General features: G+C 62.1%; 10 protein-coding genes. All 10 read left to right on the top strand.

Annotated elements, in window-relative coordinates; all coding sequences use genetic code 11:
• Positions 1–26: 26 nt before the first annotated feature.
• Positions 27–5,429 (top strand): amino acid adenylation domain-containing protein, encoded by a 5,403-nt coding sequence (locus tag H6650_17075; protein ID MCB8953721.1) that lies wholly within the window; start codon positions 27–29, stop codon positions 5,427–5,429.
• Positions 5,430–5,447: 18 nt separating this feature from the next.
• Positions 5,448–6,818 carry an MFS transporter gene (locus H6650_17070; GenBank protein MCB8953720.1) on the top strand — a complete coding sequence of 457 codons (1,371 nt, stop codon included), beginning with the start codon at positions 5,448–5,450 and terminating at the stop codon, positions 6,816–6,818.
• A 72-nt stretch (positions 6,819–6,890) separates the two neighbouring features.
• Entirely contained in the window at positions 6,891–7,790 is a 900-nt protein-coding gene (locus tag H6650_17065) for an alpha/beta fold hydrolase (GenBank protein ID MCB8953719.1), read from the top strand.
• A 62-nt stretch (positions 7,791–7,852) separates the two neighbouring features.
• Positions 7,853–8,527 (top strand): response regulator transcription factor, encoded by a 675-nt coding sequence (locus tag H6650_17060; GenBank protein MCB8953718.1) that lies wholly within the window; start codon positions 7,853–7,855, stop codon positions 8,525–8,527.
• A 1-nt stretch (position 8,528) separates the two neighbouring features.
• Positions 8,529–9,923: a HAMP domain-containing protein gene (locus H6650_17055; GenBank protein MCB8953717.1), complete on the top strand. Its 1,395-nt coding sequence runs from the start codon at positions 8,529–8,531 to the stop codon at positions 9,921–9,923.
• A 301-nt stretch (positions 9,924–10,224) separates the two neighbouring features.
• Complete coding sequence (locus tag H6650_17050) at positions 10,225–11,211, top strand: ABC transporter ATP-binding protein (GenBank protein ID MCB8953716.1); 987 nt, start codon at positions 10,225–10,227, stop codon at positions 11,209–11,211.
• Complete coding sequence (locus H6650_17045) at positions 11,208–12,590, top strand: ABC transporter permease subunit (protein ID MCB8953715.1); 1,383 nt, start codon at positions 11,208–11,210, stop codon at positions 12,588–12,590. Before H6650_17050 ends, H6650_17045 begins: the two co-directional genes overlap by 4 nt.
• 228 nt (positions 12,591–12,818) lie before the next feature.
• A complete protein-coding gene (locus H6650_17040) occupies positions 12,819–14,207 on the top strand; it encodes a MerR family transcriptional regulator (protein MCB8953714.1) in 1,389 nt (462 codons plus the stop codon).
• Complete coding sequence (locus tag H6650_17035) at positions 14,204–14,689, top strand: hypothetical protein (protein MCB8953713.1); 486 nt, start codon at positions 14,204–14,206, stop codon at positions 14,687–14,689. The genes H6650_17040 and H6650_17035 overlap by 4 nt, the downstream gene beginning before the upstream one ends.
• Complete coding sequence (locus H6650_17030) at positions 14,682–16,223, top strand: FAD-dependent oxidoreductase (protein ID MCB8953712.1); 1,542 nt, start codon at positions 14,682–14,684, stop codon at positions 16,221–16,223. The genes H6650_17035 and H6650_17030 overlap by 8 nt, the downstream gene beginning before the upstream one ends.
• Positions 16,224–16,230: the final 7 nt, after the last annotated feature.

The raw sequence follows: 16,230 nt of genomic DNA, 5'->3' as shown, positions 1-16,230 counted from the left end.
CCAATCTGACTTCGAAGGACTTTATTATGAACGACGCCCTCAAACGTTTTGCTGACCTCAGCCCGGAAAAACAGGCGATACTCCTGAGAAAACTAAAACAGCGCGCGGCTGCGTCCACGGCGGAGACGACCACGATTCCCCGCCTGCGCGACACCGATGGCGATGCCTTTCCGCTTTCATTTGCGCAACAGCGCCTCTGGTTTCTGGCGCAAATGGAACCGGACAGCCCGTTTTACAACATCCCGGCGGCGCTGCGCTTGCGAGGGCCGCTGGATGTGGACGTGCTGGAGCAGACGCTGAGCGAGATTGTGCGCCGCCATCAGGTCTTGCGCACGCTGTTCGTGTCCGTTAACGGCCAGCCGATGCAGCGGATTCAGCCACCGTCCCATCTCTCTATTCCCGTGATGGATTTGATGGGTGTGCCGGCATCTTCACGATCAGCAGCCGCCACGGAAGAAGCAAACCGGGAGGCCCGCCGCCCATTCCGGCTCCACCATGACCTGCCGCTACGCGCGCGCCTGCTGCGACTGGATGCGGAAGAACACATCCTCCTGCTCACCGTTCACCACATCGTGGCCGATGGCTGGTCGGTCGGCGTGCTGATCCGGGAAATGGCGATCCTGTACGCAGCGTTTTCTCAAGGACAACCTTCCCCCTTGCCAGAACTCCCCGTGCAGTATGTTGATTATGCCGCCTGGCAGCAACAGTGGCTGCAAGGGGAAACGCAAACTCGCCAACTCGCCTATTGGCAAAGACAGTTAGGGGGCGAGTTACCCGTGCTGGAAATGGACACGGACCGCCCCCGCCCGCCCATGCAGACGTTTAATGGGGCGATTGTGTCACGAGTAATGCCGGCATCCTTGCTCGAAACCGTCACGCAATTCAGCCAACAAGAAGGCGTCACCCAATTCATGACCCTGTTGGCCGCCTTCCAGATTCTGCTCCATCGCTATACCGGACAAACCGACCTCGTCATCGGCACGGACATCGCCAACCGCTCCCCCGTAGAAGTAGAACCCTTGATCGGCTTCTTCGTGAACACCCTCGTGCTACGCGCCGACCTCGACAACGACCCCACCTTCCGCGACTTCCTCGCCCAGGTCCGCGAAACCGCGCTAGACGCCTACGCCCACCAGGACATCCCCTTTGAAAAAGTCGTCGAGGCCCTGCAACCCCGGCGCGACCTCAGCCGTCCCCCCGTTTTCCAGGTCATGTTCTCCCTGCGCAACCTGCCCCTGACCGGTCTGCAAATGGGCAGTCTGAAAAGCGAACCCCTACTGGTGCATACCGGAACGGCCAAGTTCGACATGGAATTGACACTGGTGGACATGTCCGCCGGGCCATCCTTATCGGTCGAATACAACACCGACCTGTTCCACGAAGACACCATGTCCCGCCTCCTGGGCCACCTGGAACAGCTACTGGCCGCGGCCATCGCCCAGCCCGATCTGCCCATCAGCCACCTAACGCTGCTCACCGCCGCGGAGCGAGAACAACTGCTGCACGCCTGGAACGACACCGCCATCCCATTTCCCCAGGATCAGACTTTCCCGCAACTGTTTGAACACCAGGTAGAAAAGACCCCGACAGCCACGGCAGCCGTTTACCAGGGAGAGACACTTACCTATGGCCATCTCAACGCACAAAGTAACAGCCTGGCCGCCATCCTCATTGAGGAAGGCGTCGGGCCAGACAGTGTTATTGCCCTTTTTAGCGAACGCAGCGCCGCCTTCCTGGCCGCCGTCATTGGCGTCTTCAAAGCGGGCGGCGCTTACTTGCCACTGGACCCACTGCACCCACCGCAACGATTGGCCCAGGTCCTGCGCCAGAGCAGCAGCCCATTGGTGCTGGTCAGCCGCGCCTTGCAGTCCCAACTCACGGCGGCCCTGGCGCATCTGCCCACCCCGATGCAGCCCCGCGTCCTGACATTGGAATCCGCGCTGACGGCGCACACCGCCGCGCCCAATCCCCCCCATCGCGGCCAGCCGCGTGATCTGGCCTACGTCATCTACACGTCTGGCTCGACGGGCACGCCCAAGGGGGCCATGGTGGAGCAGGTGGGGATGATTAACCACCTGTTTGCCAAAATCCGCGACCTGAACCTGACGGCGGCGGACGTGATCGCCCAAACCGCTTCCCAATGCTTCGACATCTCCGTGTGGCAGTTCCTGGCGGCGGCGCTGGTCGGCGGGCAGGTCGTCATCTACCCGGATGAGGTTACGCATGATCCGGTGGCGCTGCCGCGGCAGGTTTCCGCAGATGGCGTAACGATCTGGGAAGCGGTTCCCTCCATGATGCGGCTCGTTCTGGAAGAGGCCGCCGCAACGGAAAACAAACTCTCCGCCCTGCGTTGGATGATTCCCACGGGGGAGGCGCTGGCTCCGTCGCTTTGCCGCGACTGGTTTGCCACGTATCCACAAATCCCGCTTTTGAACGCCTACGGTCCCACGGAATGCTCCGATGATGTGACCCACTATCCCATTTACGCGCCGCCGCCGGAGTCCGTGATTCATATGCCCATTGGTCGCCCGGTCATGAACATGCGTGCCTACGTGGTGGACGGACATCTGGCGCCTGTGCCGCGCGGGGTGCGGGGCGAGTTGTGTATTGCCGGCATTGGCGTTGGCCGCGGCTACCTGCATGATCCCGAACGCACCGACGCCGCCTTTGTGCCCGACCCCTTCACCCCCGCGCCCGGCGCGCGCCTGTACAAAACAGGCGACCTCGTGCGCTACCTCCCCGATGGCCTCCTGGAATTCATTGGCCGCATCGACCACCAGGTCAAAGTACGCGGTTTTCGCATCGAATTAGGTGAAATCGAAACCGCCCTGCGCCAGCACGCACAAGTGCAAGAGGCCGTAGTCGTGGCCCGACCCGACGAGTATGGCGACAAAAAACTCGTCGCCTACGTCCTCCCCGATCTAACGCAGGGAAGCGACCAACTGACACAAGAGCAAGTCGCCAATTGGCGCAATGTGTGGGACGACGTTTATGATCCCGTGCGCCTGCAAACGCTCTCCCCTTTCCAGGCCAGCGGTTGGGATAGCAGCTACACGCACCAACCTATTCCCCATGAAGAGATGGAAGAGTGGCTGGCAGAAACCGTCTCCCGCATTCGCGCCCTGCTGGCGCAACAAGGAGAGCAAACGGCGCGGGTGTTAGAGATAGGGTGCGGCAGCGGGATGCTTCTTTTCCAAATAGCCCCCCATGTTGCTCAATACCACGGCACCGATTTTGTGCGAGAGCCGCTGGATTACATTCGTCACCGCCTGCACGCGCAGCCCATGCCGCACGCCACGGTAGAACAGCGGGAAGCAGGCAACCTCCGTGGCCTGCCTGAACAGCATTTCGACCTGGTTATTCTCAATTCAGTCGTGCAATACTTCCCGTCCATTGATTACTTGCGTCACGTTCTTTCCGAAGCGGCCCGCCTGCTGCGACCTGGTGGAGCCATTTTCGTGGGAGACGTGCGTAACCTGGCCTTGCTGCAGACATTCCACTTGTCCGTGGCCCTATTCCAGGCGCATGAGGAGACCACAAAAGCGCAGATCGAACAGACCGTCAAGGTAAGCCAGGCGCAGGAAAACGAGTTGGTTGTCGATCCAGACTTCTTCGCTGCCCTGCCCGGTAGTGCTGCCCATCTGCCCCCCATTATGCGCGCCGAGGTTCATCTCAAACGGGGCGTGGCGGAAAATGAGCTTACTCGTTTCCGCTACGATGTGGTTTTACGCCTGGATCAGGAGACAACGACGGAGGGAAAACCGCCAAACGAGATCGAGCTGGATTGGCAGGCGCAATCCGTCACGCTGGCGTCCCTGGAGCAACTATTGAGGGGACAGCAACCGGATGCCGTTTGGATCAGCCGCGTGCCCAATGCCCGCCTGCACGCGGAGCGGGTAGCGCAAGCGTGGATGAAGCAGGCGGAGCCGGAAGCGCCGGTGTCCGCCTACCGCGAACGGCTGGCAAGCGTGGCGACTACGGGGATAGACCCGTCTGTGTTTTGGGCGTTGGGGGAGCGGCTGCCTTACGAGGCGGTGGTGATGTGGGATGGGCACGATGAGGGGGCTTGTGAGGTGCTTTTGGTGAGGGCGGGCGTTCGTGGTTATGCGCCGCGAATCCGAACCAGGCAGTCGGCCCGTTCCTGGCGACAGTATGCCAATAATCCGACGCGAACGGCCGCGGTGCAGGCGCTTGTGCCGGCATTGCGCGTTTTTCTAAAAGAGCGGCTGCCGGAGTATATGATGCCGGCATCTTTCGTCATCCTCGACGTGCTGCCCCTGACCCCAAACGGCAAAATCAACCGGCGCGCCCTGCCCGACCCCGAAGCCCACCCGGACGACCTGCACGCCGCCTACCTGCCCCCGCGCAACATGACCGAACTGCAACTGGTGCAAATCTGGGAAAGCGTCCTCAATGGCCGTCGTCTGGGCGTTAAGGACAACTTCTTCGAGATAGGCGGACATTCCCTGCTGGCCGCCCGCCTGGTATCCCAGGTACAGCAGAAAATGAACGTACAACTCCCGCTCTCCGCACTCTTTCAGGGACCCACCATCGCCGAGATGGCCGCGCTCATTCGCCAACAAAGCGCGGATGCCGCCCAGGGACCGGTCATTGCCATTCAGCCGGAAGGCTATAAGCGACCCGTTTTTTGTGTGCATCCGGCAGGCGGCAATGTGCTTTGCTACTACGAAATGGCACAGCACATGGGCAAAGGCGGGCGCGGTATGCACGACCGTCCATTTTATGGAATCGAAGCCGTGGGGTTGGGGGGGCACGAGCGGATGCCCGACCAGATGGAGGCGCTGGCCGCCCGCTACATCGCGGCGATGCGCGAGGTGCAGCCACATGGTCCGTATCTCCTGGGCGGGTGGTGTTCAGGGGGATTGGTGGCGCACGCGATGGCGCAGCAGTTGCGGGCGCGGGGAGAGCAGGTAAATTTGTTGGCATTGTTGGATACGTCGAGCGAGCAAGAGGAAATGCCGGCAGACATAGACACCCAGGCCCTTAATAACGAAGTCAGCTTCTTCGTCGCCACCCTCAAAGGCGCCGGACATGACGTTTCCGTGGCCGACGTAGCCCACCTCGACCCATCGGCACAGTTAGCATACCTCCTGCAACAAGCCAAAGCCCTGGACGCCGTCCCCCCTGACGTCACCCTGGACTACATGCGCACCTACCTGCACGTCTACGAAGCCAATATGCGCGCCGAATGCAGCTACCAGATTCGCCCCTACGATGGCCCCGCCATCCTCTTCCGCGCCGCCGACCATCCCCCCGCCGAACCAGAAGACCTGGGTTGGGGCACACGAATGACCGGCCCGTTCCGCGTCGTCACCGTTCCTGGCAACCACAACAGCATGATCGAAAATCGGGAAAACGCCCGCATTCTGGGCATTTGCTTCCGCGAAGCATTAGAAAACGCGGACTAAGGACAGGAGACATAACACATGAGTTCAGAGACAACGGCGCGGCAAGGCATCCGCGGCTTTTTCATCGTTTGGGGCGGTCAACTCGTTTCCCTGATCGGTTCCGGCCTGACCAGCTTCGCCCTCAGTGTTTGGGTATACCAGGGAACCGGCTCCGCCACGCAGTTGGCGCTGGTAACGCTGTTCTTCTACATGGGCATTGTGGTTATGTCCCCCCTGGCCGGGTCCTTAGTAGACCGTTGGGACAAACGGCTGGCAATGATCATCAGCGACTCCGGCGCGGCTTTGAGCACCCTCTTCATTGCAGTGTTATTTTGGGTTGGACGGCTGGAAATCTGGCATATCTACGTGTCCGTAGCCGCCAATGCCGCCTTCCGCTCCATCCAATGGCCCGCCTACGCTTCCCTCATCGCCCGCGTCGTCCCCAAAGAGCAGCTTGGTCGCGCCAATGGCCTGGTACAACTCGGCCGCGGCGTCGGCGAAATCGCCTCCCCCGTTCTGGCAGGTGCGCTGCTGCCCTTCATCCACCTTCAGGGTGTCATCCTCATCGACTTTGCCACCTTTCTCTTTGCCGTCCTCACCCTATCCCTGATCCGCCTCCCCCATCTGGCCCAATCGGCCCCATCCGCGCAGCCAGAAGGCGACTCCGCCGCCGGGCGAGGCTCATTTGGCAACGAAACCGCCGCCGGCTGGCGCTATATCCGCCAACGCCCTGGCCTGATGGGGCTGCTGTTGTTCATGAGCCTGGTGGGACTGATTTACGGCGTGGCCCAGGTTCTCTTTATTCCGTTGGTGCTAGAGTTTGCGACGGAAACGACATTGGGGCGCGTGATGTCCATTGGCAGCCTGGGCATGCTGGTGGGCGGCGGCCTGATGAGCGCGTCCGGCGGACCAAAGCGGCGCGTGCTTGGCGTGTTGGGGCCGGGCTTCTTGCTCGGCATGGGATTGATCCTGATTGGTCTGCGCCCCCAGGTCATGCTCGTCACCATGGCCATGTTCCTGGCACTGCTCACCGTCCCCATTATCGGCGGTTCCGACGAAGCCATCTGGCAAAGCAAGGTGGACCCAGACATCCAGGGGCGCGTTTTTGCGCTCAAAAATGCGGCAACGACGGCCGTTCTGCCCGTGGCGTCACTGGCCGCCGGTCCGCTCGCGGATTACGTTTTTGAGCCGCTGCTGGTTGAGGGTGGCCCGTTAAGCCAGACGGTGGGGCGCGTGATTGGCGTCGGCGGCGGGCGGGGGATTGGGCTTTTGTTTATAGTCATGGGCGTGACCGTTATTCTTGTCACCCTGATGGCGCTTGCTTCGCCCCGGGTGCGCCATGTTGAGGAGGAACTCCCCGATGCGCAGCCCACCCCGGAAATGGCGACGGCAATGGCCGGAGGGAGTTAGTGGAACGATGCCCGCTGCCAACAATCAACCGTTAACCGTCAACGAAAAACGAGAGGCGTTTTGATGCAGTCAATGCCGCAACAACCACGACAAAAACGGGGCATTCGTTATTGGGCGAAGTTACTCGCGGTGCCGCTTCTTTTGGGAACGGTCGCCTATGTTCAGGGCACGATCTACTTGCTGACGCGACCCATGCCGTCTGATGTTTGCTGCCTGACGCCGGCGGACGAGGGATTTGTGTATGAAGATGTGAGGCTGGCTGCCCCGGATGGCGCGGCGCTGGCGGGCTGGTACATTCCCACGCGGAATGGCGCCGCCGTGATTCTGCTGCATGGGTACGGGGGGAATCGCATGGGAACGTGGTTTCAGGCGCGGGTGTTGGCGCGGGAGGGTTATGGCGTGCTGATGTACGATGCACGCGCCAGCGGGGAAAGTGGAGGCCGGCGACGCTCTTTTGGCTGGCAGGATATTGCGGATGTGCCGGCAGCGATTGCTTTCCTGCAAGCCCGACCCGAAGTAGACGCCAACCGCATTGGCATTCTGGGCGTCTCCACCGGAGGCGAAATCGCCCTCAACGCCGCCGCCCAGAACGAGGCGCTGCGCGCCGTGTTGGTAGACGGCGTGGGTTTTGCCGTGGGGGATGACATCCCGCCACCGGCGACGATACGGGAACGGATCATGCACACCCCGTTTCCGCTGCTTTTCGCCCTTATGTCCTGGGAGTTGGGCATGCCACAGCCGACGCCAAACAGCGAGATGATCGGGCGTATCGCGCCGCGTCCGCTGCTGCTGGTGTCGACGGGTAGTGGCCTGGAAAAGCGGCAGAACGAGATGTTTTTTGCGCTGGCGGGCGAGCCGAAGGCGCACTGGAATGTGCCGGATTCCTGGCACAGCGGCCTGCCGCAAACACATCCAGAGGCGTATGCGCGGCGGATCGTGGCGTTTTTTGATGAATGGTTGGCGGCGCCATAGCCTGGGAATGCTGGCGAGCCGATAATACGTGGGCAGTCAAATCATGCGCCTTGGAGGTTGTCATGCGGATTTTGGTTGTGGAAGACGAACCCGGCATTGCCGGTTTTGTGCGGCAAGGTCTCATGGAAGCGGGCTACGCCGTGGACCTTGTCGGCGACGGGCGCGCTGCCGTGGATTATGCCCTGGCGGCGGACTATGACGCCTACGTGCTGGACATCATGCTCCCCGTCATGAGTGGGCTGGACGCGCTGCGTGATCTGCGTCGGCGCGGCGACCAGACCCCGGCCCTCATGCTCACGGCCCGGGATACGGTGGACGACCGCGTGACCGGCCTGGACGCGGGAGCCGACGATTACCTGGTGAAGCCTTTTGCTTTTGCCGAACTGCTGGCGCGCGTGCGCGCGTTGCTGCGCCGCCCCCCTCTGCAAAGCCAGACCGTGCTGCAAGTAAGCGACCTGGCCCTGGACACTGCCAGACGGGAAGTACGGCGCGGCAGCCGGTTGATTGACCTCAGTCCGCGGGAATTCGCTGTACTGGAGTATCTGATGCGCCACCCAAACCAGGTACTCAGCCGCACGCAAATCGGCGAACACGTCTGGAATTTCGATTTTTACAACGAGTCCAACGTCGTGGATGTTTACATTGGCTATTTGCGGCGCAAGATTGATCGGGACAGCGACTACCCACTGATCCACACCATCCGCGGCTTTGGCTACAGGCTGAGCGAGGCAGTTTGACATGCCGAAGCGCCGCTTCTCCCGTCAACTCCCCTTGCGCTGGCGACTCACACTCTGGTATCTGCTCACCCTGGGCCTCATCCTGCTGCTTTTCGCCGCTTTCCTCTATCTCGAATTGCGTTCCAGCTTGCTCAGCCAGCTAGATGCCTCTCTGGAAGCGGTCGCCGCGCAAGCCGCCCAAAATGTCGCGCGCGATGGTCAAGAACTGCGGTTTCAGGCGACGGGAAGCCGCGAAATGGAACCGGTTGGCGATGAATACACCCTTTATCTGACCGACGCCGCCGGCGCAATCTGGGATGTGGCCGGACAGGTCAGCGCCGTGCCGCCGCTGGTTGGCCCGGAAACGGGCGCGGCGATGCAGACGGTGCAAGATGATGCCTGGCGCGTCTACGTGCTACCGCTCAATGTAGAAGGGGTTGCCGGATGGGTGCAAGCCATCGCCGACCTGGACCCGATCAGCGACACGCTGGGGCGGTTGGCAACGCTGATGCTGTTGGGCGGGCCGTTGGCGCTGCTGCTGGCTAGTTTGGGCGGCGCTTTTCTGGCACGGCGGGCGCTGGCCCCCATTGATCGCATGACGCGCACGGCGCAGGCCATCGGCGGCGGCGACCTGAAGCAGCGCATCCAGTACGACGGACCCGCCGACGAGGTGGGACGACTGGCGCAGACGTTTGACGCCATGCTGGATCGGCTGCAAACGGCTTTTGCGCGGGAGCGACGCTTTACGGGGGACGCGGCGCACGAGCTACGCACGCCATTGACTGCACTAAAAGGACGTATCGGCGTCACTCTGAGTCAGCCCCGGTCTACGGATGATTACGTAACGACGCTGCGGGAGATGGAGGAGCAGGTGGACCGGCTGGCCCGCCTCAGCAATGACCTGCTGCTGATGGCGCGATTGGACCAGGGGCGGGTACTGCGCGACGCGGACCGCATGGATGTGGCTGACCTTCTATCCGCGATTGTGGACCAATTGCGCCCGCTTGCCGAAGAAAAAAGCATTACGGTGACGCAGGCTCTACCTGATGGCCTTGTCCTGGAGGGGGACATGGATCTGCTCATTCGGCTGTTCCTTAATCTGCTGGATAATGCGGTGAAGTACACGCCCACGCATGGCCAGGTGACCATTACCGCCGCCGCCGTGGACGGTGAGCTGCGCATCGCAGTGACGGACAGTGGGCCGGGCATTGCCCCGGAGCACGTACCCCACTTGTTTGAACGGTTCTACCGGGTGGAGACGGCGCGCTCGCGGGAGGTGGGTGGCGCGGGGTTGGGGCTGGCTATTGCTTACGAAATCACCCGCGTCCATGGGGGGCAACTATCGGTGGAGAGCCGGCTGAATCAGGGGGCGTCCTTTATTGTCTCGCTGCCGTGTGCCGGCATATCCGAAAAATAGCCGCCTGATTCACCCGGTTGGCTCAATCTCCAGGTATGAACCAATCTGGGGAAGCATTAAATCTGGACGCTCCCTAAGAACCGTTCACACATTGTCTTCATCACTTTCTTAATCCCCCCCGTTAAACTAACTCCAAGTTCACACCCTGTCCTGAAAATAGACCGCGGAAGTCTTCATTCAACGTGGACGTCGACATGTCCGGTCAAGACTCTTGCCGTCTTTCATCTGCCGTGGCGGCGGGCAGCGCCATGATCAACTTCCGCATCCACCCTGATCCAGCGTTACAAGGAGGTTTTTGCTAATGACGGATTCTCACCTGACAGGCGGCCCCGTCTCCCCCCATCCTATTTTGTCGGCGCAAAATTTGCGCAAGGCCTATGGGAATGTGCCGGCATTACGCGCGCTTTCCTTCACCCTCCAACATGGGCGCATCCTCGGCTTCCTCGGCCCAAACGGCGCCGGCAAAACCACCGCCATCCGCATCCTCACCACCATACTCGAACCCACTTCTGGTGAATTCACGATTGCCGGCATCAGTTCCCAACACCCGGACCTGATCCGGCGCAAAATCGGCGTGCTGCCCGAAAGCCTGGGGCTGCCCAGGCAGATGACGGCCACCGAGTTCCTGGTCTACTTCGGCCAGCACTACGGCTACAGCGTCGCCGCCGCCAAAGCCAACGCCGCCGCACTGCTGACGGAAGTCGGGCTGGCCCAACGCGCCAACGCCCTCATTGGCTCCTACAGCCGCGGTATGCGTCAGCGATTAGGCATCGCCCGCGCCCTGGTGAACGATCCCGTCGTCGTCTTCCTGGACGAGCCAACGCTGGGATTAGACCCACGCGGCAAACAAGAACTCCTGGAACTGGTGCGCCGCATCGCCCGCCAGCGGCAGGCCGCCGTCGTCTTATGCAGCCACCTGCTCACCGAAGTGGAAGAGGTGTGCGACGACGTAGTGATCTTGCGGCAGGGGCAGGTCGTCGCTCACGGTAGCGTGACCGAAGTGATGCAAAACGCCCATCAAGGCCTGGCGCGCCTCCACGTCCCCGCCGAGGCGCGGGCACGGGCGCGCCAGCAGCTAACGGCACTGCCACAAGTCAGCCACGTAAGCGAGGCCAACGGCAGAAGCGAGTGGCTCAACGTCCATCTGCGCGATGACGGGGAGTCGCACGATCTTAACCCGCTCCTGGCGGCGCTCATTCAGGCGCAAATCCCCGTTCTCAGCTTTGAAGGGGAAAACGGACGCCTGCAAGACGTATTCTTTCAACTTACAGAGGAAGCAATCCCATGACGACTATCATGACGACGACAGAACGAACGCCATCAGGCAAATCGATTTCCGGCTGGCGACTGGTCGCCCAAAAAGAGTTATCCGACCTCTGGCGCGGTGGTCGGGCCATGACCTTTCTCTTGCTGTTCAGCATCCTGCTGGGCCTGACCTCGTTTCTCCTGGCTACGAACAACGAGTTGAAGCTGCTGCCCCCACGGGAAATGGTGTTTATGATTCTACAGATCAGCATCAGCGTCAGCCTGTTTATCAGCCTGCTCATGGCCGCGGACAGCATCAGCGGCGAACGGGAGCGGGCCACGCTGGAAGGGCTACTACTCGTGCCCACCAGCCGCCGCCAGATTGTCGTCGGCAAATTTCTGGCGTCTATGTCTGTCTGGCCACCGGCGATGCTCATTGCCGGCATTCACCTCTCCATCCTCGCCCCCAACCGCACTATCCTCGCGCAAGGGCTGTTGTGGGGATTCCTGTTGGGGACGCTGCTGGTCTTTGGCTTCACCGCGTTTGGCTTGCTGGTGAGCCTGGCCGCCACCTCCAATCGCACCAGTCTTTTCCTCAGCCTGTTCGTGGCCGTCCTGTTCCTGCTGCCCACGCAGTTTCCAGGTACGGCGCAAACAGGGTTCATGGGGCGGCTGGTGAAGCGTATCAATCCGCTGGAGTCGGTAAACCAGTTCTTGGAAAAGATTCTGGTGAACAATCGCTCGGTAGACGAGATGGCTTCCTGGCTGACGGCTCCGGTTGTGTTGGCGGTGGTTGCCGGCATTTTCCTCTTCCTCATCGCCGCCCCCCGCCTGGATTTAACCGGGGACAAAGTAAGATCGTGGCGTCCCAGACGTCACCGCGCCCTCCCGGCGCTGGTCGTGTTCGCGCTATCGATGTGTGCCGGAATGCCGGCACACGCCCAAACCCCCGCCGCCCCCCTGCAAATCACCATCGACACCACCCACGTCCAAACCCGCACCGGCGACAGCTTCGCCTTCACCACCACCGTCACCAACCACAACCCCAATACGTCAGCCCCCATCGTCGTCGCCATGAACATTGTCAACCTGGGGGATGGCGACCCCGTGGACCCGGAAGACTGGTCCCCGGAGCGCACGCAAACCATCCCCGCGCTGGCGCCGGGCGCATCCGCCGACCTCACCTGGACGATCAACACGATCCTCGAAGGGGATTACCTCGCCTACATGGTCGCCATCCCCGCCCCGGATGGTCCGGATACGACAAGTTTGCCTGGGGTGAGTGCCGGCATTCACATGACCGTACAGCCATACTCCCCCCTCAATCCCGGCGGTGTCGCCCCCGTCGCCCTGGGCATGCCCCTCCTCCTCGGATTGGTTCTTGGCGCGCAAGTCTGGCGGCGGCGGCGCGTCGTCGGCTAATGACCACTCTCCGTGCCGGGCGCACAAATGCTGTATAGTTGCTTCGTGCTGTCCATATATTTATGTACAAAAACTTGACAAAATAGCGATGGGCTGCTATGATCATGGTTGAACGGCCCAGATTTCACCGTAAGGAGCGGGAGTTAAACAAGATTTCGGTGAGGTGCGTCGCACCTCTGGATGGGCAAAGTTACGTTTCTTGTACGCACGAGAAGACCCAAGGACGAAATGAACGCAAGTATGGAGTTCCCCACGTATAACCTGAAGGCCGTTATCCATGAAACGGGTGTCAAACCGGACACGTTGCGTGCCTGGGAGCGTCGGTATGGCTTGCCTAATCCGGAACGCACCACGGGTGGACACAGGCTTTACTCACAGCGAGACATCGACACCGTACACTGGCTGGTAGCCCGGCAAGAAGAAGGCCTGAGCATCAGCCACGCTGTCAACCTCTGGCATGCCCTGGAAGCGGAAGGCAAAGACCCTCTCGCGGAAATGCGCATGGCGGAGCAGGACACCGCGACCTCGACGGTCACGGAACTGTCCAAGGGGGATCCCATCACCACGCTGCGCCAAAAATGGATTGCCGCGTGCATGGCTTTTGACGAGCCAGCCGCGCAACATGCGCTGAACCAGGCGTTTGCCCTGTTTGCCCCGGAGCATGCCTGCTTCGAGATTTTGCAAAAAGGGCTGGGAGAAATCGGCCGCGGTTGGTACGAAGGACGGGTGAGCGTGCAGCAGGAGCACTTTGCCTCCGCGCTGGCTGTGCGCCGCCTGGACGCCTTGCTCATGGCGACCCCGCCCCCTACGCGCGCGGGCCGCATCCTCGTGGGCTGCCCCCCGGACGAACAGCACACATTCAGCCCCTTGCTGCTGCTGTTGCTGTTGCGCCGCCAGGGCTGGGACGCCATTTATCTGGGCGTGAATGTGCCTCTGGAACAGATGCAAGCCACTATCGAACGCACCCACGCCGATCTGATCATCCTTTCCGCGCAGCAGTTGCACACGGCTGCCTCCTTGATGGAAATGACGCGGATGTTGGCCGGCCATGGCAATATGGTGGCGTACGGCGGATTAATTTTCAATGCACGCCCCCGCATTCAGGCACGCATTCCCGGTCACTTCCTCGGCGAACGCCTGGAGGATGCCGCACGGAATGCCGCCCGCCTGCTGCACACGCGCCCCGCCCCGCCCGCCGCCCACGCGCTGCCCCTCGCCTACGAGCAGGCGCTTGCCGAGTTCACGGATCGCAGCCCGCTGGTAGAAGCGCAAACATGGCAGGAACTGGCGCAAGAGAAAATCCCCCCGGCACTGCTCACCCGCGCCAACCATGCCATGGCGGACAACATCAGCGCGGCGTTAAAATTAGGCGACATCACCCTCGTCGCCGAGGATATTTCGTGGCTAGAAGGGCTGTTGTTCAATTACCGCGTGGCTCCCGGCCTTTTGCGGCACTACCTGCAAGCGTATCGCCGCGCGCTGCAAAATAATCTGAATGAGCGAGGCGAAATTGTTGTGGCCTGGATGTCGCGGCTGTTGGCGGAAGAGCAGTCGGTTGAGGACGAGACCACGTCGCGCCGTGTGCGCGCAGCAAGACGGGAAGAGGTGCCGGCATGAAGCTACGTACTTATCGGCATTCGTTTGATGTGCCGGCATCTTTGCGCACCGTCGCCGCATTCCACCAAAATGCCGGCAGCATGGCCGCCATCACGCCGCCCCCCATCATCGTGCAAATCCACCGCGCCCCCCGCCAGATTCGTGAAGGGGACGAGATGGAATTCACCCTCTGGCTGGGGCCGCTCCCCCTGCGCTGGCTGGCGCGCATGGAAAACGTCAGCGAACACGGCTTCATTGACCGCCAGGTGCGCGGCCCCTTCGCTCAATGGACCCACAAGCACACCTTCATCTCCCTGGGCGACCACCACACGCAGGTCGTGGACGAAGTACAAGCCGTCTGCAAAAACCATCCGTTATGGGGACTGGTTGGACTGTCCATGTGGTGGGGTCTGCCGCTACTTTTTGCTTATCGTGCCTGGCGGACGCGCCGCCTGCTGCGGCCCACCTCATCGCCAGCGGACAAGGCCGGCAATCGTGCCTGAGCGCGTCGTCATCATCGGTGCCGGCATCGGCGGCCTCACGGCAGGCGCGGTCCTGGCGGCAGCCGGGCGCGATGTCACCGTCTTGGAAGCGCACGTGTATCCGGGAGGATGTGCCGGCACTTTCTACCACCAGGGCTACCGTTTTGATGCTGGCGCGACATTGGCCGGCGGCTTTTACCCCGGTGGTCCCATGGACCGTGTTGCCCAGGCTACCGGGATTGACCGCTGGCCGACCCACCCCACCAACCACGCCATGAGCGTACACCTGCCCGATGGCCGCCGCATCGAACGAGTCAGCGGCAACGAACGCTGGCGGATGCGCCGCGAAGCCTTTGGCAACCAGGCCGATACCTTCTGGCAGTGGCAAGAAAACGCTGCCGACGCACTCTGGGACCTGGCCCTGCGTGGGCCGGCCTGGCCGCCGCAAACACCCGCCGACGCCGCCAATGTGCTGCGGCACGGCGCATCCTGGCTGGCCCGCGATCCCCGCCGTCTCTCCCCCGCGCTGCTGGCGGACGCTTTTCGCCCCGTTGCCGCGCATCTGCGCCGCGCCCCTGCCGGGCTGCGTCAGTTCGTTGATGGGCAACTCCTCATCGCCGCCCAGACAACCAGCGCGCACGCTAACGCCCTCTACGGCGCGGCGGCACTGGATCTGCCGCGACGGGGCATCGTCCACCTGACCGGCGGCATGGGTGGCCTTGCCACCGCGCTAGCGCAGGCTATCCAGCGACACGGCGGGCGCGTCCTCTACCGCCAGGAGGCGAGTCGCATTCTGCGCCAGCCGCGCCAACCCATCATCGTGGCGACAAAAAGCGGCGGTCGGTTCACCGCCGACGTGGTCATCGCCAACCTGACTCCCTGGAATATCGCCGCCCTGCTGGGGGATGATTTGCCCCGCCCACTCCGTCGCCTGCCATCGCAGCCGCGAACCGGCTGGGGCGCGTTCATGCTCTACGTGGGGCTGGACGAGCAGGCCGTTCCCAACGGCGGCCCGCTGCATCACCAGGTCATCACGGGCGAACCGCTGGGCGAAGGCAACAGCCTCTTTCTTTCCCTCAGTCCGGGCTGGGACGCGAACCGCGCCCCCGACGGCCAGCGCGCCCTGACCATCAGCACGCATACGGAACTATCCCCCTGGTGGCAGCTATTCCACGGTGATCGCGCCGCCTACGAGTCACGCAAGCGCCAATACACGGAACATATCCTGGCGGCGGCGGAAGTTGCCCTGCCCGGTCTGCGCGACGCCGCCCGCCTGATCCTGCCAGGGACGCCCATCACGTTCCAGCGATTCACGCGCCGCGTCTGGGGCTGGGTAGGGGGGTTCCCCCAGACCAGTCTGTTTCAAGCGTGGGGGCCTCGTCTGACCCCAAACATGTGGCTGGTCGGGGACACCATCTTCCCCGGCCAATCGACTGCCGCCACGGCCCTGGGTGGCCTGCGCGTGGCCCAGGCCATCTTGCGGTCCACCGGCCAGCCATCCCCCAGGCCCCAGGCTGCTCCGCCAGTACACCAACTTCATCCGTCAGGAGATTAATTATGAG

The sequence above is a fragment of the Ardenticatenales bacterium genome (genome assembly GCA_020634515.1).
Lineage (GTDB): Bacteria > Chloroflexota > Anaerolineae > Promineifilales > Promineifilaceae > JAGVTM01.
This window is presented reverse-complemented; position numbering and strand designations above follow the sequence as displayed.